At 60.1% G+C, this 25,570-nt stretch carries 22 protein-coding genes and 1 pseudogene; 17 read left to right on the forward strand and 6 right to left on the reverse strand.

All coding sequences use genetic code 11. From position 1 onward, the window contains the following. Nucleotides 1-2 precede the first annotated feature (2 nt). The 7 genes and pseudogenes from QWU43_RS07745 to QWU43_RS07775 all read left to right on the forward strand — a co-directional run. A pseudogene (locus QWU43_RS07745) lies at nt 3-221 on the forward strand (PH domain-containing protein); the annotation flags it as partial. A 231-nt stretch (nt 222-452) separates the two neighbouring features. After that, nucleotides 453-1,172, forward strand: a complete 720-nt coding sequence (locus tag QWU43_RS07750) for a PH domain-containing protein (RefSeq protein WP_370914896.1) — start codon at nt 453-455, stop codon at nt 1,170-1,172. 271 nt (nt 1,173-1,443) lie between these two features. After that, nucleotides 1,444-2,646, forward strand: a complete 1,203-nt coding sequence (locus QWU43_RS07755) for a metal ABC transporter substrate-binding protein (RefSeq protein ID WP_370914487.1) — start codon at nt 1,444-1,446, stop codon at nt 2,644-2,646. 133 nt (nt 2,647-2,779) lie between these two features. Continuing rightward, nucleotides 2,780-3,556, forward strand: a complete 777-nt coding sequence (locus tag QWU43_RS07760; RefSeq protein WP_370914486.1) for a metal ABC transporter ATP-binding protein — start codon at nt 2,780-2,782, stop codon at nt 3,554-3,556. Continuing rightward, nucleotides 3,546-4,517 (forward strand): metal ABC transporter permease, encoded by a 972-nt coding sequence (locus tag QWU43_RS07765; protein ID WP_370917529.1) that lies wholly within the window; start codon nt 3,546-3,548, stop codon nt 4,515-4,517. Before QWU43_RS07760 ends, QWU43_RS07765 begins: the two co-directional genes overlap by 11 nt. Continuing rightward, the gene (locus QWU43_RS07770; RefSeq protein ID WP_370914484.1) at nt 4,514-5,389 is read left to right on the forward strand and encodes a metal ABC transporter permease; all 876 of its coding nucleotides are present in this window, start codon (nt 4,514-4,516) and stop codon (nt 5,387-5,389) included. The genes QWU43_RS07765 and QWU43_RS07770 overlap by 4 nt, the downstream gene beginning before the upstream one ends. A 32-nt stretch (nt 5,390-5,421) precedes the next feature. Beyond that, nucleotides 5,422-6,117 carry a metal-dependent transcriptional regulator gene (locus QWU43_RS07775; RefSeq protein ID WP_370914895.1) on the forward strand — a complete coding sequence of 232 codons (696 nt, stop codon included), beginning with the start codon at nt 5,422-5,424 and terminating at the stop codon, nt 6,115-6,117. A gap of 8 nt (nt 6,118-6,125) precedes the next feature. On the opposite strand, the gene QWU43_RS07780 is transcribed toward QWU43_RS07775, so the two are convergent. After that, the gene (locus QWU43_RS07780; RefSeq protein ID WP_370914483.1) at nt 6,126-6,614 is read right to left on the reverse strand and encodes a tRNA (cytidine(34)-2'-O)-methyltransferase; all 489 of its coding nucleotides are present in this window, start codon (nt 6,612-6,614) and stop codon (nt 6,126-6,128) included. Between the two features lie 88 nt (nt 6,615-6,702). Between QWU43_RS07780 and QWU43_RS07785 the strand changes: the two genes are divergently transcribed. Then, a complete protein-coding gene (locus QWU43_RS07785) occupies nt 6,703-7,572 on the forward strand; it encodes a bifunctional methylenetetrahydrofolate dehydrogenase/methenyltetrahydrofolate cyclohydrolase (RefSeq protein ID WP_370917530.1) in 870 nt (289 codons plus the stop codon). A 7-nt stretch (nt 7,573-7,579) separates the two neighbouring features. Next, nucleotides 7,580-7,912, forward strand: coding sequence for a DUF3017 domain-containing protein (locus tag QWU43_RS07790; RefSeq protein ID WP_370914481.1), 333 nt, complete (start codon nt 7,580-7,582; stop codon nt 7,910-7,912). Between the two features lie 14 nt (nt 7,913-7,926). On the opposite strand, the gene QWU43_RS07795 is transcribed toward QWU43_RS07790, so the two are convergent. Both QWU43_RS07795 and QWU43_RS07800 read right to left on the reverse strand, forming a co-directional pair. Further along, nucleotides 7,927-9,078: a homoserine O-acetyltransferase gene (locus QWU43_RS07795; RefSeq protein WP_370917531.1), complete on the reverse strand. Its 1,152-nt coding sequence runs from the start codon at nt 9,076-9,078 to the stop codon at nt 7,927-7,929. A 155-nt stretch (nt 9,079-9,233) separates the two neighbouring features. Next, the gene (locus QWU43_RS07800) at nt 9,234-9,764 is read right to left on the reverse strand and encodes a hypothetical protein (protein WP_370917532.1); all 531 of its coding nucleotides are present in this window, start codon (nt 9,762-9,764) and stop codon (nt 9,234-9,236) included. Between the two features lie 223 nt (nt 9,765-9,987). On the opposite strand from QWU43_RS07800, the gene QWU43_RS07805 reads away from it, so the two are divergent. The 6 genes from QWU43_RS07805 to QWU43_RS07830 all read left to right on the forward strand — a co-directional run bounded on the left by QWU43_RS07805 (nt 9,988) and on the right by QWU43_RS07830 (nt 17,104). Next, nucleotides 9,988-11,958 (forward strand): HtaA domain-containing protein, encoded by a 1,971-nt coding sequence (locus QWU43_RS07805; RefSeq protein ID WP_370917533.1) that lies wholly within the window; start codon nt 9,988-9,990, stop codon nt 11,956-11,958. A gap of 123 nt (nt 11,959-12,081) precedes the next feature. Beyond that, nucleotides 12,082-13,158: a hemin ABC transporter substrate-binding protein gene (locus QWU43_RS07810; RefSeq protein ID WP_370917634.1), complete on the forward strand. Its 1,077-nt coding sequence runs from the start codon at nt 12,082-12,084 to the stop codon at nt 13,156-13,158. Continuing rightward, nucleotides 13,159-14,238, forward strand: a complete 1,080-nt coding sequence (locus QWU43_RS07815) for a FecCD family ABC transporter permease (RefSeq protein WP_370914477.1) — start codon at nt 13,159-13,161, stop codon at nt 14,236-14,238. 1 nt (nt 14,239) lies between these two features. Then, entirely contained in the window at nt 14,240-15,061 is an 822-nt protein-coding gene (locus QWU43_RS07820) for a heme ABC transporter ATP-binding protein (RefSeq protein ID WP_370914476.1), read from the forward strand. Between the two features lie 38 nt (nt 15,062-15,099). Then, nucleotides 15,100-15,975, forward strand: coding sequence for an HtaA domain-containing protein (locus QWU43_RS07825; RefSeq protein ID WP_370917534.1), 876 nt, complete (start codon nt 15,100-15,102; stop codon nt 15,973-15,975). Between the two features lie 280 nt (nt 15,976-16,255). Continuing rightward, complete coding sequence (locus QWU43_RS07830) at nt 16,256-17,104, forward strand: HtaA domain-containing protein (RefSeq protein ID WP_370914474.1); 849 nt, start codon at nt 16,256-16,258, stop codon at nt 17,102-17,104. A gap of 455 nt (nt 17,105-17,559) precedes the next feature. Here the strand turns inward: QWU43_RS07830 and QWU43_RS07835 are convergent, their stop codons facing one another. Further along, a complete protein-coding gene (locus QWU43_RS07835) occupies nt 17,560-18,876 on the reverse strand; it encodes an O-acetylhomoserine/O-acetylserine sulfhydrylase (protein WP_370914473.1) in 1,317 nt (438 codons plus the stop codon). A 183-nt stretch (nt 18,877-19,059) separates the two neighbouring features. Then, entirely contained in the window at nt 19,060-19,683 is a 624-nt protein-coding gene (locus QWU43_RS07840) for a hypothetical protein (protein WP_370914472.1), read from the reverse strand. A gap of 358 nt (nt 19,684-20,041) precedes the next feature. Between QWU43_RS07840 and QWU43_RS07845 the strand changes: the two genes are divergently transcribed. Continuing rightward, on the forward strand, nt 20,042-21,652 hold the full coding sequence (locus tag QWU43_RS07845; protein ID WP_370914471.1) for an inorganic phosphate transporter: 1,611 nt from the start codon (nt 20,042-20,044) through the stop codon (nt 21,650-21,652). Between the two features lie 184 nt (nt 21,653-21,836). On the opposite strand, the gene QWU43_RS07850 is transcribed toward QWU43_RS07845, so the two are convergent. Continuing rightward, nucleotides 21,837-24,050, reverse strand: coding sequence for an NADP-dependent isocitrate dehydrogenase (locus QWU43_RS07850; RefSeq protein WP_370917535.1), 2,214 nt, complete (start codon nt 24,048-24,050; stop codon nt 21,837-21,839). A gap of 268 nt (nt 24,051-24,318) precedes the next feature. On the opposite strand from QWU43_RS07850, the gene QWU43_RS07855 reads away from it, so the two are divergent. Then, the gene (locus QWU43_RS07855; protein ID WP_370914469.1) at nt 24,319-25,557 is read left to right on the forward strand and encodes an MFS transporter; all 1,239 of its coding nucleotides are present in this window, start codon (nt 24,319-24,321) and stop codon (nt 25,555-25,557) included. Nucleotides 25,558-25,570: the final 13 nt, after the last annotated feature.

Genomic DNA, 25,570 nt, shown 5'->3' on the forward strand with positions numbered 1-25,570 from the left:
CCATGGGATACCACCTCACCGGAGAAGAGATCGTTCACCGGCAGGGGGTGGTGAGTGTCCGGGTCCGTACCGCCCGCTATGACCGTATCCAGGCGGTCGACATCGTGGAATCGGCCATCGCCCGGCTCTTCGGACTCGCGGCGGTCCGCATCGAGACGGCGGGTGGGGAGGACTCCGTCATCGAGATTTCCTATCTGCGTAAGAAGATGGCTGAGCAGCTCCGGACGGAGATCCTCGGTTTGCTGAGAGGAGAGACCGTCGGAGAGGACGCACAGGAGGCCCCGTCGACTGGATTCCCGAATACGGAATCTGATTCGCTGTCGGCTGCCGGTGACATCGTCGTGGCCCCGATTCCTGTTGCCAGGTCGCTCGCCGCTGCATGTCTCTCCGGGTGGTTTCTGTTTGCGTTGCCGGTGCTCATCATCGTCATCATCCGACCGGGAGCACTGGGGATGCTGTGGCCCGTATTCATCGGTTCGCTTCCGTCCACGTGGAACATCATCGACAACTCCTGGCGTTTCACCGTCCGTCGAGAAGGCGGGGAAGACCTGGATATCACCTACGGGCTCGCTGATCGCCGTCGACAGACGCTGAAGCTCTCCCGGGTGCATTCCGTGGAGGTCCGGCAACGGGTGTTCTGGCGTCTCCCCGGGTGGTGGTCGGTACGCGTCTGCGTGGCGGGCTATGGGATATCGGAAGGAGCCGGGACGACGAAGATCCTCCCGGTGGGTACCCGGGAAGAGGCGATCCGGATTGCTACGCTGCTCAGCCCGTTGACAACTCCGGAGGTCGAGGAATCAGCGCAACCGGAGGGGTGGACGCGTCCGGTGTTGCGGAGCCCGCTCCGGGCCAGGTGGGTGTCACCGATCTGTTGGCGTCGCCGGGCGGTGACGTTTGCTGGTGGACGGGATCTGCCGGAGGCCGTGATTCTTCACGGAGGTCGGTTCTCCCGCCGGGTGTCGATGGTCGCACTGCCGCACATTCAGGAGATCACCCTGGAAACAGGGCCGGTCGGCCGGTTGCTCAACCTTTCCTCGGTGAAGATGCACCTGGTGGAGGGGCCGGTGCTGATGGTGGCGGACAACCTGGAAACCGAGGACGCTGTGTGGCTGCTGGAACTGCTGCGTCATCGCCGGTTACCTGCGTTGACTGCTGGCGGAGGTGGGTGTTAAAGGCTGGTGCGGTGTGTGGGTGGCCCCTGAATGAGGGGGCTGCAAATCTCTTCGCAGCGATTTTGCAGTGTTTTGTGCTGGGAGAATGGCGCATTTACATGTGAGATCTGCAGTATTGTCCTCAATAAGTTCAACGGCTTGAAGATTTGGGTTTGTTCAACTGGTGCATTTGGGTATGGTTATCATGTACTTACTGGTGGGTGGCTCCCGTGAACTCCCGAGTGGGCTCTGCGGTTGTCGGCCCGGAACTGCTGAAAAGAGACTGCGAACCATGAAGCTCGGAAAAGCTGCGGCTATCGCCGCCTGCACCGCTGCATCGCTCGTCCTGACCGCATGCGGCTCGGATTCCGGATCCGGCAGTGCCGGAACCGGGGAAGTTGAGAAGGTGTCGGGTGAGTCGGTGAAGGTGGTGGCCACCACCACCCAGATCTGTGACTACGTCACCCAGATCGCGACTGATGAGTCGGATGACGCTGAGCTTTCCTTCAATAAGACCGGCTCGGACGGGAATACCACACATTTCGGTGCTGAGCCGAACAAGGCCAAGTCGGAGCTGGATCTGACCTGTATCCTGGCCCCCAATGCTTCCGCGCACGATCACGAGATGACGCCGCAGCAGATGCAGGCGATGGGTGAGGCGAACCTCCTCATGGTCAATGGCGTGGATCTGGAGCACTTCCTCGACCGTGCTGTCGAGGCATCCGGATTTGGCGGCACCCTGGTTGTTACCAGTGGTTTCCTCACTTCGGGCGAGAAAGACAACGAGAAGGCCGTACTTGAGGCTGAAAAGGAACTGCCCTACAAGGTCTACCGTGGTGTGGAGCAGGTCGATATCAACGAATGGCCGTTCGCTGCACCCGAGGGCGAAGAGCCAGAGTTCATCTACGATCCCCACGTCTGGACCTCACCGCACAATGCGATGGTCCAGGTGAGGAATATCGGTGCTGCACTGGAAGAGGCATCCCCCGAGAACTCTGCCCTGTTCAAGGAGCATGTCGGACGCTTTGAGAAGGAACTCGATGAACTCGACAAGTGGGCCGCTGAATCCTTCGCTTCGGTTCCGGACTCAAACCGGGTGCTGTTCACCTCTCATGATGCCTTCGGTTACCTGTCCAAGGAATTCGATATCAACTTCATCGGAACGGCACTGACTGACTTCAATGATCAGGCTGATGCCACGGCTGAGCACATCGCCTCCGAGGCTGACAAGGTCCGGGCATCCGGCGCCAAGGCTTTGTTCGCGGAGAATTCAAACAACTCCAAGTCGATCGAGGCTATCGCGAGCGCTGCCGGTGTCAAGGCTGTCATCGGGGATGACGCTCTCTACGGAGACTCGCTCGGTCCGGACGGGACCGATGGTGAGACCTACATCGGTTCCATCATGCACAACGTCACGAACCTTGTCCGTGCCTGGGGTGGCACGGTGGCTCCTGTTCCGGAGATCCTCAAGGCTTACACCCCGAAGGACCTGTAGACAGGCTCTTTCCTCACGTTGAAGCGAGTTGGCCGCGTCCCGTTCTCCGGGATGCGGCTCTCGTGCGTTCGGGGACTTAACAGCATTCACTTTCACCAATAATAAATACAGGTTCCATCAAGGGAGAATGTTCATGGCAACAACACAGTCTGCTCCGGCGCTGCGCTACGTCGATGCGAGTTTCAGTTACGGTGGCCCCCCGACGCTGACCGGAGTCACCGGTGAAATACAGCCCGGGGAAGCGCTCGCGCTCATCGGGCCAAATGGAGCGGGTAAAACCACGCTGCTGCGTGGCATTCTCGGGACTGTCAGTGTGTCGGGAACGATGGAGATTCTCGGGCGCACGGACGGAAAGGTCCCTAAGGGATCCATCGGATACGTACCCCAGGTAGCGGAATTGGACACCACGTTTCCGGTCACTGTCCGACAGGTTGTGATGATGGGTCTCTACGCGGAACTCGGTTGGTTTCGTCGCCCCGGTGCAGCGCACCGTGAGCGTGTTGATGCCGCCCTCGAGAGGGTCGGCATGTCCGACCGTGCGAATTTGAGGTTCGGTCAATTGTCCGGTGGACAGCGTCAGCGGGTGCTGCTCGCCCGTTCCATCGTGGCCTCTCCGAAGATGATCCTCCTCGATGAGCCGTTCAACGGTCTCGATGAACCCAACCGTGAGGCCCTGCTGGGGATCATTCACTCGGTCAAACGGGAAGGTGTGGCGGTGGTGGTGTCCACCCACGACTTCAAGCTCGCCTACGAGTGTTGCGAGGATGTTGCGCTGCTCGCCGGGCGACAGATCGCCTTCGGCCCGATAAGTCGGGTTCTCACACCGGCCAATCTTGAGCAGGCGTACGGCAGTCGTAGCACCGACCAACTCGTTGGATCGGGACTCGAGGAGGAACTTCATGTGGGATAGCGTCATCGTCGGCGTCACCGATGCCGTCGAAGCCCTCCGGTTGGCCGTCGTGGATGTTCCGGGTCTCCAGACGGTTGCGGCCGCGCCGTATCTCTTCCGTCCCTTCCTCATGCTCATGTTCCTCGGCGTCGTCGCAGGCCTCGTCGGTGTCATCATCAATCTCCGCTGCCTGGAATTCAACGCCGAAGCGATGGTGCACTCGGTGTTTCCGGGTATTGTCGCCGGCGCGGTCTATGGTGGACTCGATATGATCATCCCCGGTGCCGCGATCTGCGCGGTGTTCATTGTCATTGCACTCACCGCCGTTGGCAGGCGTAACACGAAAGTCTCCGAATCCGGAACCGCCGTCGTGCTCACCTCATTTTTTTCCGCTGGTATCGTGCTCTCCCTGTACAAGGGTGACCGATCAGGTCAGCTTGAGGCACTGATGTTCGGGCGCCTCCTCGAGGTGACTCCTGATCGGTTCGTCGAGTCCATCGTCGTGTGCCTCGTTGCACTCACCATCATCACCCTGTCCTGGAAGGAACAGATCTTCACGGCCTTTGATCGTGATGGTGCCCGTGCCGCGGGGATCTCGGGCTTCACCGTGGACCTCATGGTCAACGCCGCCATCGCTGCCGTCGTCGTGTCTTCCGCCTCCGCAGTGGGTGTACTCCTCGTTATCGGTTATCTCGTGGTCCCCGGTGCGACCGCCCGACTTCTGGTTGATCGCGTTTCGTTCATGATTCCAGTGGCTATCGCAGTCGGCGTCGTCGGCGGTTATGCGGGCATGATCATCATGACATTGGACACCCCGCATCCGGTTTCTCCCCAGGCATCGGTTGCACTGTCTGTCATCGCACTGTTCTTCCTTGCACTTCCGATCCGGTGGATTCGTAGCAGGTTCGTCGGGAACAAAGTCCCCGTTGATCCGGACGAGACCACCAATCCCGTCAGAATTCCCGCCGGAGGTGCAGTATGAGCTTCTTCGATTCCACCTTGTGGACGATCCTCCAGCTCCCGATCCTTGAGATCGTCGTCGTCGGTGTGCTCGCTGGTCTGGTCGGTGTCCTGGCGGTGCTCAACCAACGGGTCTTCTTCGTAGAGTCAGTTGCCCACGGTACTTTTCCCGGAGCGATCCTCGGTGTTGTTCTCGGCAAGGGAATCGCCGCAGACTGGAACCTGGATAATGATACGCAGCATGCAGTGCTATCGCTCTTCCTCTTTGCCGGTGCACTCCTGGCGTGCGTTCCCCTGTCCTGGCTGATGCACCGGCTGACCCGCATCTCCGGGCAGTCTTCCCAGGCGTCGGCGGGCATCGTCCTGACTCTCGGGTTTGCCCTCGGTTACTTCCTGAGCAAGTGGTTCCAGCCGTTGCCGCTGAAGATCGAGTCATTTCTCACCGGATCGGTGCTGAGTGTCAACCGGACTGACGTTCTCGCTGCAGTGGTGGTTCTCGTGATCACTCTCGTGGTTCTGGGGGTGTTCGGGCGCCAGTTGATCTTCTATGCTTTCGACAACGGTGGCTACCGCGCCGCGGGGCACAGTGCCGCGGTTGCGGAGGGAGTGATCCTGGGGCTGATCTGTGCCACCATCGTCGTGGTGATCCCCGCGGTGGGGACCATTCTCTCCATCGCCCTTGTCGCCGCTCCCGCTGCTGGGCTGCAGCCTCTCGTGCGTTCGACCAGGGCGCTGTTCATCGCGGCGCCCATCGCGGGGGTTGCGATCGGAGCAGTGGGTCTCATCTTCGCCGTCAAAGCCAATCTGTCGGCCGGTGGGATGATCGCATTGACCGCGGGCGTCTTCTACGTGGGGTGCCTGGTTGTCGGACGGTTCCTCGTCCGTCGCGGATAGGACCATCTCCAGGGAAGGAACACATAGTGGCAATGAGCCTTGCGGATCTGCCTGACAGATCCCAGGACTACCTCAAGGTGATCTGGGACATCTGCGAGCGAACCGGCGAAGCTGCGGCGCTGAAGGATGTCGCGGCACAGACCGGGCAGAAGACCTCGACCGCATCCGAGGCGGTTCGCCGCTTGACCGAACGTGGTTTGGTGAGCCACCGTCCGTACTCGGGGGTGACCCTCACGGAGGAAGGCACCCGCCTCGCGCTGGGGATGATGCGCAGGCACCGACTCCTGGAGATGTTCCTCTGCACCACACTCGGGTACACGTGGGACGAGGTCCATGAGGAAGCTGACGTTCTGGAGCACTCAGTCTCGGAGAAACTCATCGAGAGAATAGATGCTCACCTCGGGCACCCGGCACGGGATCCCCACGGCGATCCGATCCCCGACACTGACGGGGAGATGATAGATGACGTCTCTGAATCGCTCACCGGTGTCGAGGAAGGAAATCGCGTCACCGTTGACAGGGTCAGCGACCGGGACCCTGAACTGCTGCGCTACCTCGCGGACCACGGCATCCGCCCGGGGGCCAGACTAACGGTTCTTTCACCACCGTTCCCGGGGATGTCTGTGGTCCGGGTCGATCGCCCCGCAGGGGCCAAGGAAGAGCAGACACCTGTTGAGGTACCGATGACGGCTGCGGGCATCGCCGCCATCTCCGTCACCCGCGGCTGACCCGGCGATTACACCGCACCCGGATAACCCATCTGCCGCCAGGCCTCGTAGGTAGCCACGGCGGCACAGTTGGACAGGTTCATCGACCGACGTCCAGGTAGCATGGGTACCCGGACCTGTTCGGTGATGCGGGCGTCAGCCAGCGCGGCGTCGTCAAGTCCGCTGGTCTCCGTGCCGAACAACAGGATGTCCCCGGGACGGTAGCTGATGTCCCCGTACCAGCGTGCAGCGGATGTGGTGAACGCGAAAACCCTGGCCTCCGGTAATGAATCAAGCGCCGCCGTCCTGTTCGGGTGGACGCTGACGCGTGCCAGATCGTGATAGTCGAGCCCCGCGCGCCGGAGATTCTTCTCCTCGAGATTGAACCCCAGTGGCCCCGCCAGATGTAGGTGCGCACCCGTTCCGGCGCACATCCGGATCGCATTTCCCGTGTTTGGCGGGATGCACGGGCGGTCGAAGATCACGTGTAGGAACGGGGAAACACTGGCCTCACTCATGAAAACCGATCCTAGTGTCCGGAGCCCAGATATCACGGTACAGCTCGGAACCTGCGGGATTCCGGTAAGGCGTGGAATAATGACCCGTGTGACTGCACAGAAACTTGACGGACAGCTCTACCGGGACGAGATCTTCGATGACCTGAAGAGGAGAGCGGAACGACTCGCCGAGCGTGGCGTTGTTCCGGGACTTGCCACCGTGCTGGTCGGCGATGATCCGGCGAGCCACAGCTACGTCAAGATGAAGCACCGGGACTGTGAACAGATCGGTGTGAACTCCATCCGGCGCGATCTCCCCGCTGATGTGAGCCAGGAAGAACTCAACGCCGTTATCGACGAACTCAACGCCGATGATGCGTGTACCGGGTACATCGTCCAGTTGCCGTTGCCGAAGCATCTCGATGAGAATGCGGTTCTTGAGCGCATCGACCCGGTCAAGGACGCGGATGGCCTCCATCCCGTGAACCTGGGCAAGTTGGTGCTCAACGAACCTGCACCACTGCCCTGTACCCCGAACGGAGCGATCCACCTGCTCCGGAGGTTTGGCGTGGAACTTAACGGTGCCAAGGTCGTGGTGATCGGCCGTGGTGTGACCGTTGGTCGGCCGATAGGCCTGATGCTCACCAGGCGCAGTGAAAACTCAACTACCACGCTCTGTCATACAGGGACGAAGGATCTCGCGGCGGAGACACGTGCCGCCGATGTCATCGTAGCCGCAGCGGGGGTACCGCACATGCTCACGCCGGACATGGTCAAACCCGGTGCTGCGATTCTCGACGTCGGAGTTTCCCGAAAGGATGGGAAACTTGCTGGTGACGTCCATCCGGATGTCTGGGAGGTGGCAGGGGCAGTATCCCCGAACCCCGGTGGAGTCGGGCCGTTGACCCGAGCGTTTCTCGTACGTAATGTCGTGGAGCGTGCTGAACTCCTGGCTGGAGTAGAGGGATCCCGGAAGTAGGTCAATGATGACCTCTCCCTACATACCGGGTGTGGATAATCCGCATGACGTCGGTTTGCCCCCGTCCAGGCTTCCGCGTGTCATCCAGTGGACTTTTCTGGTCGTATTTCTGAGTGCACTCTTGATCGCCGTTGGCTTCGCGGTGACTGAGCATTGGCGCCGCGCGACTTTTCTCCTCGGCGGTGCGCTGATCTGGCTCAGCCTCCTGCGTTCTCTCTGCGATTCCCGGGTACTTGGGGTTCTCGCCGTTCGATCACGGCGTTTCGATGGTTTTTTCACCTTGTTTGTCGGTGGCGTCATGGTGTTTCTGGCGGTGTCCGTCGATCCGCTCGGTAGTTGAATCCATTGGTCCAGCTACTGGCTGTCCTCCACGTCGTCCATGAGGAGAAGGAAGCGTCGTAGTATCCGCGCGACTTGACGGGTTTCCGTCAGAAATGCGTCGTGTCCCACAGGTGAGACGATCTTCGCCATTCCCAGTAGGTTCCCGACATTCCGGGAGATGTGTTCCTGCTGGTGGTAGGGGTAGAGGATGTCGGTGTCCACGCCTGCGACGAAAGTGGGAACGATAATTCCCGAGAGAGCCTTGTTCAACCCGCCCCGTCCACGGCCGATGTCATGCCGATTGAGGGCCTCGGTCAGTGCGACGTATGATCCGGCGTCGAAACGTTCGACAAGTTTCCGTGCCTGGTGGTCAAGATAGCTCTGGACCGCGAAACGCTGCTCCGGACTACGGAATTCTCCCAGAGGATTTTCGCCGCGTTGGGCATCCGCTCCGAAACGTTCATCAATCTCCTGCTCACCGCGATACGTCAGGTGCGCTATCCGACGTGCCGCGGCCAGCCCCTGGTGGGGGTATCCGTCGGATGAATGATAATCGCCGTTCAGCCATTCCGAATCGTTCGTTATCGCGGATATCTGCGCCGATTGGATGCCGATCTGCCAGGCGCTGGCTCGTGCCGAAACTGCCAGAACCGCGGCGGCCCCGATCCGCTCCGGGTGCATGAGGGACCACTCCAGTGCGCGTGCCCCGCCCATGGAACCGCCCACGACCGCAGCAACCCTGTCAATACCCAGAATATCGAGAAGCTGACGTTCCGCAGTCACCAGGTCGCGGATGGACAGAGCCGGAAAGCGGGAACCCCAGGGTTGGCCGTCCGGATGGAGTGACGATGGACCTGTCGATCCGGAGCAGCCTCCGAGGGCATTCGTGCATACGACGCAGAACCGATCCGTGTCCAGGGACTGTCCAGGGCCGATCAGTCCGTTCCACCAGTTCACGGCGTCAGAGTCACCGGTGAGCGCATGCTCGACGAGGATGATGTTCGTTGATCCGTCGGGTTTCCGGTGTAGATCGCCCCACCGTTGGACGGCAATCATGGCGTCCTGGATCAAGCCACCCGCCTCGGTACGGACGTCCCCGACCGGGTACAGCGCCACTTCTCCCGGTGTGGGCAGAGGTAACGGTCCCGGTGACGACGTGGACTGTTCCACGTGTGCGCTGTTCATTGGGGGCCTCCGTTGGATAGACGACGCATGCGCCCATCCTAGATGTACCGCTCTGTCTAGTTCAATATCTCTCGGGGAGTTCTGAAAGGTCGGGTATTTTCGCTGTTTGACGGGTGTTTGGCGGGATGGTGGAGCGTGGCGGCTCCTCTTGTGAACTAAGCGGTCTGTTCCTGGTCGGGGGCGGGGTGCGAGGGAAAGACCGTGGTGGAGTCATCGTCGCGGGAATCGTTTTCCGGAGTCCGGCTCGACCAGGCTGGGGACATGCCGGGCATGAACCAGACGATCGCCGCGACCAGGGTCGCCGCTCCTCCCGGCGCCCAGGGGAACCAACTGCCCGGGGTGAAGAAGAACACCAGCCCACAGATGACCACCGAAATCGCCCAGAGCACAGGTACCAACAGGTCAAGGCGTAGATTTCGGACTACCGTGTACTCCGCCCAATCTTCCGCGGGGAACCTTGATCGCGCTTCGTTTCGGATCTTCCGGTGTATTTTCAGACTGTTCGCCACGAGGCAGAACATCAACAGGCCGAATCCGGTTCCCGCCACGATGAGATCCCCGGCCGCGGCCCCGAACGCGAATAGTGCGGCAGACACCGTCATGCCGAATCGTTCTCCCCTGGTCGGAGGTAGCGGAACGGTTGGGTCGATGTCGGGGTAGAGCCGGTCAAAGGTGGGGTCGGTCATGGCTTGTGTGACTATCCTTGGTGCAGGGGGACGGGGTGTGGTGGTCGATGTGCAAAGTAAATGCGTTAGGTTAGTCTAGCCTGGTGCAATGTGAAGTGTGCTCACCTTTCATGACGGATACTCCGATAGTGGAGGCCCGGTGCCGCATTTCGTAAAAGACTTTTCTCTCGGACGTCTTCCCTGACCATCCCTCCGAGAGTTCACCATCCAGAAAGGACGGCGCATGATCCTGCGTTCGCCATTCACCCGCCCCGGACGGCGTACCACCGCCGTGATAGCCGCCGCGGCGGCAGCGGGGTTCATGGTCTTCCCGGTTCTGTCCGCCGATGCCCAGGACTGCTCCGAGTCCTACACGAAGATCGACGGTGCAATGCGGTGGGGATTCAAGCAGTCCTTCCGTAGCTACATCAAATCCGGAGGTACCCGGGGAGGTTGGGACCTGAACGGCGTCGGATATGAGGATGGGGCGGGGCAGTTCATCTTCACTCCGGACCCGAACGGAATGAGGGTCGTTGACGCGGACACCGCGACAATTCCGTTGCAGGGTTCCCTCCGATTCTTCGGCCATGAAGGAGAAGGCGGGCGTGGCCCCGGTGAGTATGCCCTCGATTTTACGCTCTCCGACATGAAACTCGTCGTCGACGGATCCGCAGCGACACTCGTCGTCGACTACAGGGGCCTCGAACTCGAAGATGGCACCACACAGGTTAAGGGTGAAATCAGCGCGGATGACGCGAATTTCATGGATATCCAGCTCTCGAAAACCCCGGACTTCACTTCCGATTCACTGGATCTCACCGGAAGCGTGAATCTCTCTACTGACGGTGCGGGAATCTTCGGCGGGTTCTACGATGCCGGTCAGGAGTTCGATGATCTCGCACTGAACGCGAAACTGGAGAAGGTCTGCGGAAAGCAACCCGCCCCAGGGGGCGGGACCAGCGGTGGAAAGAACACCGGGACCAAGTCCGTCGGTATCAATGTTGTCAATTCCGTCAACGATCACCTTGACGCCCTGAACAACCTCATGGGGACCGCCGACAAGTTCATGGGGAACAGCGACAAGCTGTACAAGCGTTTCACGGAGGACCGGAACTCCCTGACCGGTGGCCGTGGGAGCGGAACCGGTGCGACCGGAACCGGCGCTTCTCCGGGGGCCGGCGGGAAAACCGGCGCCGGTGGTGGCGCGATGACGGGAGTCGGCACAGGTACCGGATCCAGAGGGGGAACCTCCGTTACCGCAGCACGCGGAACCTCGGGAAACGGAGGTGCAACTTCGGGCGCCGGGGCCAACACGGGGAGCGGAGACGTCTGCACGGACGATGGCTCACTCGGGGTCGTTGAGGCGCAGGCCGCATGGGCCGTCAAGACGTCATTCCAGACTTACATTTCGGGCGCGATCGCCAAAGGGGGCTGGGATCTCAACGGTGTCGGGCATAGCAACGGTCAGTTCCTTTTCTCGGGTAACTCCGGTGCGGTGAACCCGACTGCCGGGACCGGCTCACTCCTCATGCCTGGCTCGGTCCATTTCACCGGCCATGGTGGAATCCTGGATCTCACCATCACGGATCTGGAAATCCAGTGGAACGGAAACTCGGGTGTTCTCATCGCGAATGTGAGCTCCAATGACATGGAAGGCGCCTCCAACAACTACGGCCGCATCGCGGTGGCCAACCTGGCGTTCAGCCAGTTGGATGTCTCTTCGACGGCTGTCGAGGGCCAGACCAGTTCCGTCACCCTCACCCAGGCGGGGGCCTCCGCCTTCGCCGATTTCTATCCGGTTGGGCAGGAAATGGCGCCACTGAGTTTTGCTGCGGCACTGGGCGGATCCGCCAGTTGTGCGGCAGGTCAGGGGGGCAGCACTACGGCGTCCGGGGGAACCGGTGGGGCCAGCGGGGGAGCTCCGCGGGCCGGAGCGAAAAAAGATGGAACGTCCGTTTCACCGGCAACGAAACTGGGTCGTTCCGGTTTGGGGAGTTCGGTGAGTGGTGAGAACAATGACGGCTTCACTGCCGGGAAGGAGGGGACCGGACGGTTCAAGATCAAGTCCTCCGGTTCCGGGTCCCATGATACGGAGAATGTGGCCGCGAGTAGTGAGACCGGTACATTGACCACTCCGCTCCTGCTCATCCTCGCGGCCTTCATCGTTGCAGGCAGTACCCTGACCTCATTTGTCTCCCGGAATCCCGCCGGATAGCGCAGAAATCAGTCCGCCATGGCGGCGGGTATCCGTTCCACCAATCCCAGCGAAAGGCCCCACGTGTTGACCTCACGAACACGACTCAGCTTCCGATCACAGTTCTTCGGAAAAGCCCGCGTGATGCTCGTCATGGTGGCGTGCACGGCGACCGCTCTGGTCGGTTGTTCGGGCCCTGATAGCGGACCCAGAGTGGCTGGTGGAGCCGCTGAGCCCGGTATCAGTGCCGAGCTACCTCCGTTGCCTGACCCGGCGGACCTGCCTGATCCGCGGGCCCTTACCGGGGTTAACGCTGTGACCGGCATAGGGGAACCCCTTCCTGTTACTGATAATCCACAGCCTTCATTACCTGTTGAGTTGACCGATGCAGACGGTTACGACGTCGTGGTGGATGATGTTTCCCGGATCCTTGCACTGGACATTTACGGTGCGTATACAAAAACCCTCATCGGACTGGGTATGCGTGACGCCATCATCGGACGTACCGTGAGCTCCGATGAGCCCTCGCTGGCGAACCTTCCGGTGGTCACCCAGGGTGGGCACAACATCAACGTCGAAGCGGTGCTTGAGCTAAACCCCAGCCTCGTCATCGTCGATCACTCCATCGGACCGCGTGAAGCCATTGATCAGATCCGCGACGTCGGAGTTCCCGTTGTCGTCATGGAACCGCTGCACACTGTTGATGGTATCCGTGAGGACATCCAGAATCTTGGGTCGGTTATCGGCTTACCCGATGACGCGGAGGTGCTCGCGGAGCGTTCCGTCAGGGAATATGAACGCGCGGTCGAGAACATTCGCACGATCGCTCCGGAGGATCCTCTGCGCATGGCGTTTCTCTACGCCCGTGGCACCGGGGGAGTCTTCTTCATCCTCGGTGAAGAAGACGGAGTCAACGAGTTGATTACAGGTGTCGGTGGTATCGATGTTGCAACCGAGAATGGAATCCGTACTGCGTCCCCCGCGAACGCTGAGGCTCTCGCGAAGCTCAACCCTGATGTGTTCATCATGATGGAGAAAGGACTCGAATCGACAAACGGCATTGACGGTCTGCTGGAACGGCCCGGTGTCGCCCAGACCATTGCCGGACAGAACCGTCGTGTGGTCACCGTCCCGGATGGTCAGGCCCTCGCGTTCGGTCCACAGACCGGTGATCTTCTCCAGCGTCTCGCTCTCGAACTTTATGCGCCGGAGTCGAGGTAGATGGCGGCACCGGTCAAATCCGCCGGGCGAGGTGAAACCGGGGCACCCGTTCGCGGTGACGCATTCCAGGCAAGGAGACGCAACCGAATCATCCTCTTCGTGATTCTCGTGCTCTTGCTGCTCGGGACCACGGTGTTTTCCGTTATGGTTGGGCAGTACACGCTGAAAGCCTCTGAGCTCCCGGGTCTTTTCGCCGCAGGCCCCGGGCAGGATTCGATCCAGCAGTCGGTCCTGTGGAACATCAGGTTGCCCAGGCTTGTTCTGGGAATCATCGTCGGGGCTGCTCTGGGGGTTGCCGGGGCACTGATGCAGGCGGTGTTCGCCAACCCGCTCGCCGAGCCGAGCGTCATCGGGGTCACTTCGGGTGCTGGTGTCGGCGCCGCCGTGGTGATCGTCTTCAACTGGACGTGGTTTGGTACCTCGACAGTGCCTGCGGCGGCATTCGTCACGGCAGTGATCACCACGGTTGTGGTCTATCAACTGGCCAGACACGACGGTCGGGTGCACGTCCTCAACCTCATCCTGACCGGAATTGCGGTCAACGCCGTTTGTGGGGCCGCTATTTCACTGCTGGTCTACATTGCTCCGGCGACATCCAGGGAACAGATCATCTTCTGGCAGATGGGTTCCCTCAATGGGGCCCAGTGGAAGTACGTCACCGTAGTATTTCCCATCATCATCACGGGAATCCTTATCTCACTGTTTCTCGGTGGTGCCCTGGACATCCTCGCGCTCGGGGATAAAGCTGCCGGGCACATCGGCGTCAATGTACACACCGTCCGGATCGCGGCGATCGGAGCATCGACTCTCCTGACAGCCGGTGCCGTGGCCTATGCAGGCCTCATCGGGTTTGTCGGGCTGATCATTCCACACCTCCTCCGTGGGATCACCGGCCCGTCGAACAAGATCCTCATGCCTGCCTCCGCCCTGGCTGGAGCGGTACTCATCGGGCTCTCGGACATCGCGGCACGGACACTGATCCCCTTCGCAGATCTCCCGATCGGTATTTTCACGGCGATCGTCGGAGGCCCCACCTTCTTCATTCTGCTTCGCCGGATGATGCGCCGAGGAAGGGCATGACATGAGCATCCTGGAAACCCGCGATGTGAGCATCGCATTCGGGGAACGAGTTCTGTTGCGTGATGTCTCGATCACCGCCAATGCCGGGGAGGTGCTCGGCCTGATCGGCCCAAACGGGGCCGGCAAGTCGACGCTGCTCTCCGCCATCAGCGGTGATATTCCTATATGCGGTGGACGTATCTCCGTCAACGGTCTCGACCCATCAACAGCCACTCCTCTCGAGTTGGCCAGAACCCGATCGGTCATGCTCCAGGACGTCTCGGTGTCCTTCGCTTTTCTCGTCCGCGATGTCGTCGCCATGGGGCGCCGTCCGTGGGCGCGTACGAAACGGGCCCGCAACGATGAGGCATTCATTGATGCGGCACTGAAAGCCACAGAGGTGGAACACCTCGCTGAACGTGACATCATGACGCTTTCCGGTGGAGAACGGGCACGTGTGGCGCTGTCCCGGGTGCTCGCTCAACAGACTCCCTTGGTCCTTCTCGATGAACCCACCGCCGCGCTCGATATCGGGCACCAGGAACAGGCGCTCGGTCTCGCGCGGGGGATGGCCAGAGCGGGGGCTGCGGTCGTGATCGTCCTGCACGACCTCAATGCAGCCGGAGCTTACTGTGACCGAATTGCCTGCCTCGCCAAAGGCGGTGTGGTTGCACAAGGCACCGTCGGAGAGGTGTACACCGAAGAGATCCTCAGTGATGTCTACGACTGGCCGATCCAGGTCCTTCGCCCGACGGCAGACCAGTTCCAGGTTGTTCCAGAGCGTGGAATGGGAAAGAAAATCGGTGCCGCCGTCGATGAGTTACTCGACCTCATGAATACCTGATCACCCACACCAGGAACTACCGAAAAATGGAGAGAACAATGAACATCATCGGAAAAAGGTCCGTGGCTGCAATTACCGGAGTCGCCATGGGTGTTCTGACACTGACTGCTCCCGGTGCGGTTTCAGAGGCGGTGGAACCGGAGTGCGTCGTGACGGCGGGTTCTGCGTCGTGGTCGATCAAGGATAGTTATCTCAGGTACTTGAAGTCTCCCGCGACCAACGGTGAGGTGATTGTTTCTGATGGTGTGACTATTGATGATCCGGGGAAGGGGCCGTTCGTTTTTGGGGTGGATGCTGAGCGTTCGTCGGTTGAGTCGGCGTCGAAGGCGGTGTTCGGGCTCAATGGCACGATTGTGATTCACGGTCACAAGAATGGTGATAAGTGGGAACTGGATCAGAAGATCTCGGATGTGAAGGTTGCGGTTGACGGTAAGTCGGGGCAGATCATCGCTGATTATTCTTCTGTGAAGTATCCGAATCGGGAGGGGGATGCGCCGTTCGTTGCTGATGATGCGGTGATTGCGAACGTGACCTGGGATGCGGCGCCGAATCTTGTTGCTGGTGATGTTGATCTGTCCGGTGCGAAGGTGCTGTTGACGGAGAAGGCTGCTGCCGAGTTGTTCTCTGGTTTCTATCAGAAGGATATGGAGATGGCTCCGCTGCAGGTCAAGACGAAACTCAGCGGAACGTGTGCGACACCCGGGGCAGTCCCAGAGCCTGCACACCCAGAACCGACACCCCCGGTGATCGATGAAGGGGACGGCGGGATGCGGGGCTCGTCCATTGGTCCGGAGCTTTTCAAGACACTCCTCACCAATCCCGTCAATGGAGTCATGAGTATTTTCGTGATGATCGGAGCGGCAGCAGTCTTCGGTGTCGTGCTGCAGCATCTGGTGGCGCTGCTTAGAAGATGATCGAGGGTGATTGGTGGAACCCCGAAGAGGGGCAACCTTCCGGCTCCGGAAAGATGTTGTTGATGGGGTATCCGACTCCGTTGCCGCAGACTTCCGGGGTTGACCTGCCACAAGCGGGGGTGAATTCGGAAAATCAGTGTTTTACTGTTGACCATCCTGGATCCCCTAAGTACGGTTAGCCTAATCTAAAAATCTGTCGATCACTCTGGTTGGCATGTATCTCCAGGAGTTTCCTTTGAAAAACACTGTTCGTTTTAGCGCTGGCGCTTTCGTAGTGTCCATGGCCGCTGGTTCCCTTCTCGTGCCTGCCGGGATCGCGGTGGCCGCTGAGCAGCCGAAATGCGTCGTTTCGGTCGATGAGGGTTCTGCGTCGTGGTCGATCAAGGATAGTTATCTCAGGTACTTGAAGTCTCCCGCGACCAACGGTGAGGTGATTGTTTCTGATGGTGTGACTATTGATGATCCGGGGAAGGGGCCGTTCGTTTTTGGGGTGGATGCTGAGCGTTCGTCGGTTGAGTCGGCGTCGAAGGCGGTGTTCGGGCTCAATGGCACGATTGTGATTCACGGTCACAAGAATGGTGATAAGTGGGAACTGGATCAGAAGATCTCGGATGTGAAGGTTGCGGTTGACGGTAAGTCGGGGCAGATCATCGCTGATTATTCTTCTGTGAAGTATCCGAATCGGGAGGGGGATGCGCCGTTCGTTGCTGATGATGCGGTGATTGCGAACGTGACCTGGGATGCGGCGCCGAATCTTGTTGCTGGTGATGTTGATCTGTCCGGTGCGAAGGTGCTGTTGACGGAGAAGGCTGCTGCCGAGTTGTTCTCTGGTTTCTATCAGAAGGATATGGAGATGGCTCCGCTGCAGGTCAAGACGAAACTCAGCGAACAGTGCGAGGATCCGAAGGATCCGTCCGACCCCAAGGATCCGTCCGACCCCAAGGATCCGTCCGACCGAGGTGGATCGAGCGTCGGTGGCGACGGCTTCAATCAGGTCGTGGACAATCTGAAGGACATGCTCAACAAGCTCTTCAAGAACAACGGGGTTGTGGCTGCGCTTGGTATTGGTGCTGCAATCGCCGCCATCGCGGCAATCGCACACCATATCAACATGATGATGCACCGTTGATCCGGAGATTTTCTCTGAGAGTATGACGACGCAGTGAAAAGTGGCCCCGGGATAATTCCGGGGCCACTTTCATCTTCTCCGGGTTACATCATTTTGCGGGACAGGGCGGATCGGCGAGGACTCGAGTGGCTCGCCGCTACTTCGTCGTCGGTAGGTGTGGAACAACTCTCTGGTGGTTCTTCGCGGTGGAGAAGGCTGTTCGTCGATACCTGATTCGATATCAACCTCTGAGGGGTACCCGTCATTGTCCCGTTCCTGGTTTCAAGGCGCTGACCGGGGCAGGAGGGGTCATGTGGAGGGATTCGGCGAGACGGTGAAAACTAGTTACTGCACGGATGGAGAAACAACACGTTATCGGGCGTCTGGCAGTGTCTTTTTGAACGTAGTGGTTTCAGAACGTGGCCCCGGGTCCGTTTGGTGTGGAGCCGGGGTGTTCTAGGACTGGGGTTCGGGATCTATTTGATCGCGTCGAAACCGCGCTTCAGATCGGAGAGGATGTCATTGATGTCTTCGATTCCGACGGAAAGTCGGATTGTTCCCTCCGTGATTCCGGCGCGCAGCAGCTCGGCTTCATCGGACTGGGAGTGAGTGGTGGATGCCGGGTGGACAACCAGTGAACGGACGTCGCCGACATTGGCGACGTTGGAGTGCAGCTTGAGGGCGTCGATGAACGCCCAGGCCTCTTCGCGGCCTCCGTTGATGGTGAAGGAGAGGACAGAACCTGTGTATTTCAGTTCGAGCTTTTCCTTCACCTTGTTCCATGGGGACTCGGGGAGGCCCGCGTAGTTGACTGCAGTGACGTTCTCATTTTTGGCGAGGAATTCGGCGACTTTCGCCGCATTTTCGTTGTGACGCTCAAGACGCAGCGACAGCGTGTCCAAGCCCTGTGCAGTGATCCATGCGTTGAACGGGGAGGGGGCAGCCCCGGTGTCGCGGAGGAGACCGACACGCGCCTTCAATCCAAACGCTGCTGCGCCCAGATCCGTGTATTTCAGGCCGTGGTAGGCCGGATCGGGGGTGACGAAGTCGGGGAAGATGGGTTCGCCATTGCGTTCGACGGTCCAGTCGAATTTACCTCCGTCGACCAGGATTCCACCGAGTGCTGATCCGTTTCCGGTGTAGAACTTCGTCGTTGATGCGACGACGATATCGGCGCCGAGGTCTAGTGGCCGGACGAGAGCTGCGGTGGCGAGGGTGTTATCGACGATCAGCGGGACGTGGTTGTTGTGTGCGACCTCGGCGATGGCGGGGATATCCAGGACGTCGGCTTGTGGATTGGCGAAGGTCTCGCCGTAGAAGGCGACAGTGTTGTCTTGTACCGCGGACTGCCAGGAGGCCGGGTCATCTGGATCGTCGACGAATGTTGTCTCAATCCCCAGTCTGGGAAGAGTTACGCCCAAAAGGGTGAGCGTTCCGCCGTACAGGCGTGGTGAGGCCACGATGTGGGAACCTGCCCGGGCAATATTGAGAATTGCCGCGGTCTCGGCTGCCTGTCCGGAGGCGAACAGTACGGCGTGTACCCCACCTTCGAGAGAGTTGAGACGGTTCTCAACCGCTTCCACGGTCGGGTTCGTGAGGCGGGTGTACACCGGTCCCAGGTCCTCGAGGGCGAAGCGCTGCTTGGCGTGTTCCGCTGAGCGGAAGACGTATGAGGAGGTCTGGTAGATCGGCAGATTCCTGGCTGCGGTTTCTGAATCGACCGGCTGTCCGGCGTGGACGGAGCGGGTATCGAAGCCCCAGGAATCGGCGATGCTGTTGTCGTACTGGGTCATGGTGATCGGTGTCCTTCGTCAGAATCGGAGGTGTTTTCGGCGTTGTTTTGCGCTGGTGATCACCGTAGTTCAGGAACGGAGAAAAAGTAAACAGCTTGGTCTATTTTTTGGCAAAGATAAAGGTAGATGGGGTGAAAAAAATAGACAGATCGGTTCTTTGTTGGGGCGTTTTGGAGCGTTTGCTCAGTCACGTGAGTGCCGGTTTTTTCTGCGGGCGTTCTTTATTGCCGTTAGGACGGTCGCGAGGAGTGCTGTCAGCGTGATGGCCCCTACAATCCAAATCCATGTGGGGAGAGGAGTCGCCTTCTTCAACTCGTCCGCGCAGTCGAGCAGGCTGTTCCTCAGGTGTTCCTGGGTTCGGTTGTACTCTGCGGCCCTGTCATTGAAGAGTTCCGCTTTGATCTCATCGAGGCGGGTTCCTGTTGCAGCCTGGCTCCGCAGCGCATCCCTGATCTGTGCTGCTGGATCTGTGGCAATCGCTGCGGCTGCGGCGCGAGTCTCCTGCTCCGTGTATTCGGTCTTATGATCGGCAGCGGAACTCTCCACGCCCGCATCTTCGGCGGTTGTGGTGGTTAGCATTCCGAGGCCTTCTGCTCCGCCGACTGCGCCTATTCTCCGTTGAAGGTCGGTGGGACTCGGGATATCAGGTGCGTCGGTTGAGGAATCGTATTTCTCGATCGCGGAGCGTAGTCCCGGGTCGAGTGCGTCCAGCTCGTTCAGTCGCTTATTTCGGGCTTCCTCTTCGAGCGTCGTCCAGAACCGTACAACGTCGGAGTTCTCCTCTTCTGGATCCACTGTGCAGACCATGCGGGTGGTGTCCGCTGTGACGGTGTAGGCTCCTGCGGGCGTTATCCATGGTGTACACAGTGTGAATGTGCATGTTGCGATAGTTGTTCCGGCGAGGATCGACACTCGGGGTGGGAGGGGTGGTGGTGTGGTTATGGGGGACGTGCGTCGGGGCATGTGACCATTATCCGTCCAATTCCTGATCTGGGCATCGGTGGACTCTGTGTGGCGAGTTTCTGGCTACGGTAGTGATGCGCCTAAGTATTCTCGATCAGGACATGTCACGTATCCATTTTGTTCACCATTTGTTCAGTCTTCAACTCTAAGGTCTCCCTGGCACTCTCCTCCCGGAATAATGAGAAATGAAAGAGAATATCATATGTCGACAGGCACGCTAGAAGCCGTCTCAAAGGTCGTACAGGCCGATACCCGGGCGGATAAGTGGTGGCACATCGGATTCGGCTCAATGCTTGCCATCGCCTTCGTCACTTTTACTCTCTGGTCCCATGGGTACGTCGGTGAGGGTGCGAACACGATTGTTCTGTTGACCGCCATCGTGTTCGCCATGTTCATGGCGTTCAACATTGGTGGTAACGATGTTGCCAACTCTTTTGGTACGTCCGTTGGCGCCGGAACTCTGTCGATCAAGCAGGCACTCATCGTTGCCGCCATCTTTGAGGTCGGCGGTGCGGTTATCGCTGGTGGTCAGGTCACTGACACCGTGCGAAAGGGAATCGTCAACCTGAACGGCATCGAACTGGAGCCGATGCAGTTCGTATGGATAATGATGTCGGCACTGCTCGGTGCTGCAATCTGGCTGCTCATCGCAACCAGGATGGGGCTGCCGGTTTCCACTACTCACTCCATCATCGGTGGTATCGTCGGCGCTTCACTGACCCTTGGATTTACCACCGGTGTAGCGGGTTGGGAGATGGTGCAGTGGTCTCAGATCGGTCTTATCGCCCTGTCGTGGGTACTCTCTCCTCTCCTTGGAGGGGTCGTTGCGTTTGGACTTTTCTGGCTGGTCAAAAAGCATATCCTCTCCTACAATGAGCGAGCCGACCAGCGACTTCGGGAGGTTAAAAAGGAGCGTGCGGAACTCCGTGAACGGCACAAAACCTCTTTCCAGCGATTGAGCGAACTCCAGCAAATCTCGTACACCAATGCGATGGTGCGGGACTCCGCACTCATCGAACAAGGTGAGTACGATCCTGAGGAGTTGGAGTCCGAATACTACCGCGAACTGCATCGCATCAATTCCCAAGCGGATGATGTTGAGGCGCATAAGGCATTGGTGACCTGGGTTCCGATCCTTGCTGCCCTCGGATCCCTAGTTATTGGATCCATGTTGCTGTTCAAGGGGCTGAAGAACCTGCACCTCGGTATTTCATCGGTCGGCAACTACCTCATCCTCGGGATGGTTGCTGCAGCCGTCTGGATGGCGGTTTTCATCTTCGCCAAGACTCTGCAACGGACAAATCTCTCCCGGTCCACATTCCTGTTGTTCTCCTGGATGCAGGTATTCACTGCCGCCGCATTCGCGTTCTCCCACGGTTCTAACGACATTGCAAACGCCATCGGTCCGTTTGCTGCGGTTATCGACGTGTTGAAAACTGAGACGATCAACTCCAAAGCCGCGGTTCCGCCGCAGGCGATGGTAGCCATGGGCGTCGCCTTGATTACGGGCCTCTGGTTCATCGGCCGTTACGTGATCAAGACGGTCGGCTCCGACCTGACGAAGATGCACCCAGCTTCCGGATTCTCTGCGGAACTCGCCGCTGCGGGCGTCGTGATGGGTGCCTCGGTTCTCGGACTCCCGGTTTCCTCCACGCACATCCTCATTGGTGCGGTGCTTGGTGTCGGCGTCGTCAACAGGGCTGCTAACTGGAAACTCATGAAGCCCATCGCCCTCGCCTGGGTGATCACTCTTCCATGTGCGGCCCTGGTCGCATCCACCACCGTTCTCGTGCTGCCGCTCATCTTCGGGTGATCCTGATCGGTAAGTGACCCGGCGCTCACACACTCCCGGGTCTGCGGGATTCGATGAGGGGTTGTGGGCCTCTGTGTCCGTTTCCCGGGATCCAGGGCGGTTACTCCTGCACAGGGGTACGAGAAACCCGCCACTCCGAATCGACGGGGTGGCGGGTTGTTGTTCTATGGGGGCTTGAAGACGGTTACTTCTTCAAACCATCGATGATGCTGTTGAACTTCTCACTCGGGCGCATGACGCCGGAGGTCTTCTCATCGTTCGGCTGGTAGTAGCCGCCGAGGTCGACGGGCGCGCCCTGGACCTCGATGAGAGTGGCGTCGATCTCGTCGATCGCGTCTTTCAGTTCGCCGGCGACGGTGGTGAACAGTTCGGCGAGTTCGGTGTCCTCGGTCTGCTTGGCCAGCTCGTCCGCCCAGTAGGTAGCGAGGTAGAAGTGCGAGCCACGGTTGTCGATCTCGCCGACCTTGCGCGAGGGGGACTTGCCGTCGTTCAGGACGCGCTCGGTGGCGCGGTCCAGGGCACCAGCGAGCACGTTGGCGCGCTCGTAGCCACTGCGGGCGAAGTGGCGCAGTGATTCAGCGAGTGCGAGGAACTCACCGAGAGAGTCCCAGCGGAGGTGGTTCTCGGCCTGGAGCTGCTGGACGTGCTTCGGGGCGGAACCACCGGCACCGGTCTCGAACAGGCCGCCGCCGGCCATGAGCGGCACGACGGAGAGCATCTTGGCGGAGGTGCCGAGCTCGAGGATCGGGAAGAGGTCGGTGAGGTAGTCACGCAGGACGTTGCCGGTGACGGAGATGGTGTCCTCGCCACGGCGGATGCGCTCGACGGAGAACTTGGTGGCCTCAACCGGGCTCATGATGCGGATGTCCAAGCCCTCGGTGTCGTGCTCGCCGAGGTACTTCTCGACGAGTTGGGTGAGGTTGCGGTCGTGCGCGCGCTCCGGGTCGAGCCAGAACACGGCGGGCATGCCGGACTGGCGGGCACGGTCCACGGCAAGCTTGACCCAGTCACGGATCGGGGCGTCCTTGGCCTGGCAGGCGCGCCAGATGTCGCCGGTGGCGACCTCGTGCTCGATGAGAGTTTCACCTGCGGAGTTGGTGACCTTGACGACGCCGTCGGTGGCGATCTTGAAGGTCTTGTCGTGGGAGCCGTACTCCTCGGCCTTCTGTGCCATCAGTCCGACGTTCGGGACGGTGCCCATGGTGGTCGGATCGAAGGCGCCGTTGGCGCGGCAGTCCTCGATCACGGCCTGGTAGACACCGGCGTAGGAGGAGTCGGGCAGCACCGCGAGGGTGTCCTCTTCCTGGTCATCCGCGTTCCACATGTGGCCGGAGGTGCGGATCATGGCGGGCATGGAGGCGTCGACGATCACGTCGGACGGGACGTGCAGGTTGGTGATCCCCTTGTGGCTGTTGACCATCGCGAGTGACGGGCCCTCAGCCAGCGCCTTGTCGAAGGCGGCCTTGATCTCGGCGCCGTTGTCCAGGTTCTCCAGGCCGGAGTAGATCGCGGCCAGACCGGACTCGCCGTCCAGACCTGCGGCCATGAGCTGCTCACCGTAGGTGGCGTAGACGTCTGCGAAGAAGGTGCGCACGACGTAGCCGAAGATGATCGGGTCGGAGACCTTCATCATCGTGGCCTTGAGGTGCACGGAGAACAGGACGCCCTCATCCTTGGCGCGCGCGACCTGGGCGGCGAGGAATTCCTGCAGCGCGGCGGCGCGCATGACGGTGCCGTCGATGACCTCGCCCTCGAGGACCTTGAGATTGTCCTTCAGGACCGTCTCACTGCCGTCGGTTGCGACGTGCGTGATGGTGAGGGTGTCGGCGGCAGGCATGATGACCGACTTCTCGTTGTGGCGGAAGTCGCCGTCCTCCATGGTGGCGACGTTCGTCTTGGAGTCGGCGGTCCAGGTGCCCATCCGGTGCGGGAATTTACGGACGAAGTTCTTCACGGCCTCCGGCGCGCGGCGATCGGAGTTGCCCTCACGCAGGACCGGATTGACGGCGGAACCCTTGACGGCGTCGTAGCGTGCGCGGACGTCGGCGTCCTCGTTGGTCTCGACCTTGTCCGGGTAGTCGGGCAGATCGTAGCCCTGGGACTGCAGCTCGGCGATCGCGGCCTTCAGTTGCGGCACCGACGCCGAGATGTTGGGGAGCTTGATGATGTTGGCCTCTGGCGTCTTCGCCAGTTCGCCGAGTTCGGCGAGAGCGTCATCGACGCGCTGATCCTCGGACAGACGATCCGGGAACTGCGCCAGGATGCGGCCTGCGAGGGAGATGTCGCGGGTCTCGACGTCGATGCCTGCGGTGGAGGCGAAGGCTTCGATGATCGGCTTCAGCGAATAAGTCGCGAGCAGAGGTGCTTCATCGGTGCGGGTGTAGATGATCTTAGCCAAGAGGTTCTCCCAAAATTATCGGACAGGGTTCAACTGTCCAGAATACCTGTTCAACATTCGGTCGGTGGTGTTCTTACCCTTGAAAAGGGTGGAAATCAGGATTCATCGCCGTCCAAGGCAAACGACCGCGATGGCGCGGAAGTGGTGCCACTAACCCGGTTCGGGGGTTTGACCCGGTTCGGTGCACACCGCCCTCCCGGACATTGAATTAGTCACGATCACCTTCCACGGTGCAGCGTGTCAAACTGCTCCGGAGTAGTGTGCGACCGTGCAACTGAGAATAATCCGCGAACTCACAGAACCCAGACGCCGCCCGATTCCCGTCCAGACGGAGATTTCGGAAGCTCGACGCCGATGGACGATGCTCGCCCTTGCCGCAGGTGCCTTCGGTATTGGTACCACCGAGTTCGTGTCGATGGGACTGCTGAATCTCATTGCCGCCGACTTCCAGATCGGGGAGGATTCCGCAGGTCGGATCATCTCCGCCTATGCGCTCGGGGTTGTCGTCGGCGCTCCGCTGATCACGGCGGTAACCGGAATGATCCCGCGACGGCGGCTCCTGCTCCTTCTGATGCTCGCCTTCACCGTCGGCAACGGCCTGTCGATGCTGGGGGAAAATTACCACCTGTTGCTCGTCGCCAGGTTCATAGCGGGGCTGCCGCACGGTGCGTACTTCTCTGTGTCGGGCCTGGCTGCGGCATCGCTGGCTCCGGAAGGACAACGTGGCCGTGCCGTGGCTTTTATCGGCCTCGGATTGTCCGTCGCCACAGTTGTCGGTGTACCTGCCGCCCAGGCACTCGGGGAACAGTTGGGGTGGCAATTCGCCTACGCGCTCGTTGCGGCTATCGGCACGGGAACTCTCGCCGCGTTGTGGCGTCTCATGCCGCACATGACCAGGATGCCTGCGACCCATCCGGCAACGGAACTTGGTGCTCTCACAAATGCCCAGGTATGGCTCACTCTGGCGATCGGAACCGTCGGTTTTGGTGGCATGTTCGCCATCTACACCTACATTACTTGGACCATGACGGAACACGCCGGGATGCGCTCTGACCTGGTCTGGCTGGTGCTCGCCACCTACGGTATCGGGATGGTGTTCGGAAACATCGTCGGTGGTCGGCTGGCGGACCGGAATCTGGAACTCGGTATCGCCGTGTCACTCGTGTCCATCGCGGTGGCTCTACTCATTTTCTCTGTCGCCTCATCCGACCCGTGGCTCGGCACGATCAGCTTCGGGGTGGTCGGATTTTGTGGATCCACGCTGGTGCCTGCCCTGCAGATTCGGTTGATGGATGTCGCGGGTCGGGCGCAGACGCTCGCGGCGGCGCTCAACCACTCGGCGCTCAATGCAGCGAATGCCTCCGGGGCTGCGATCGGTGGTGCAGTCATCGCCTGCGGTCTCGGTTACTCCGCCCCGGCGCTCGCTGGTGCAGCTCTGGCTGTCATCGGGCTCGGAGTGTGGGGGCCTGCGTATCTGTTGCGACGCCGCGCTCTTCGGTGCAAGTAGGAGCGTCTATGAA

Origin of the sequence: Corynebacterium sp. CCM 9204, assembly GCF_041357695.1 — a bacterium.
Lineage (GTDB): Bacteria > Actinomycetota > Actinomycetes > Mycobacteriales > Mycobacteriaceae > Corynebacterium.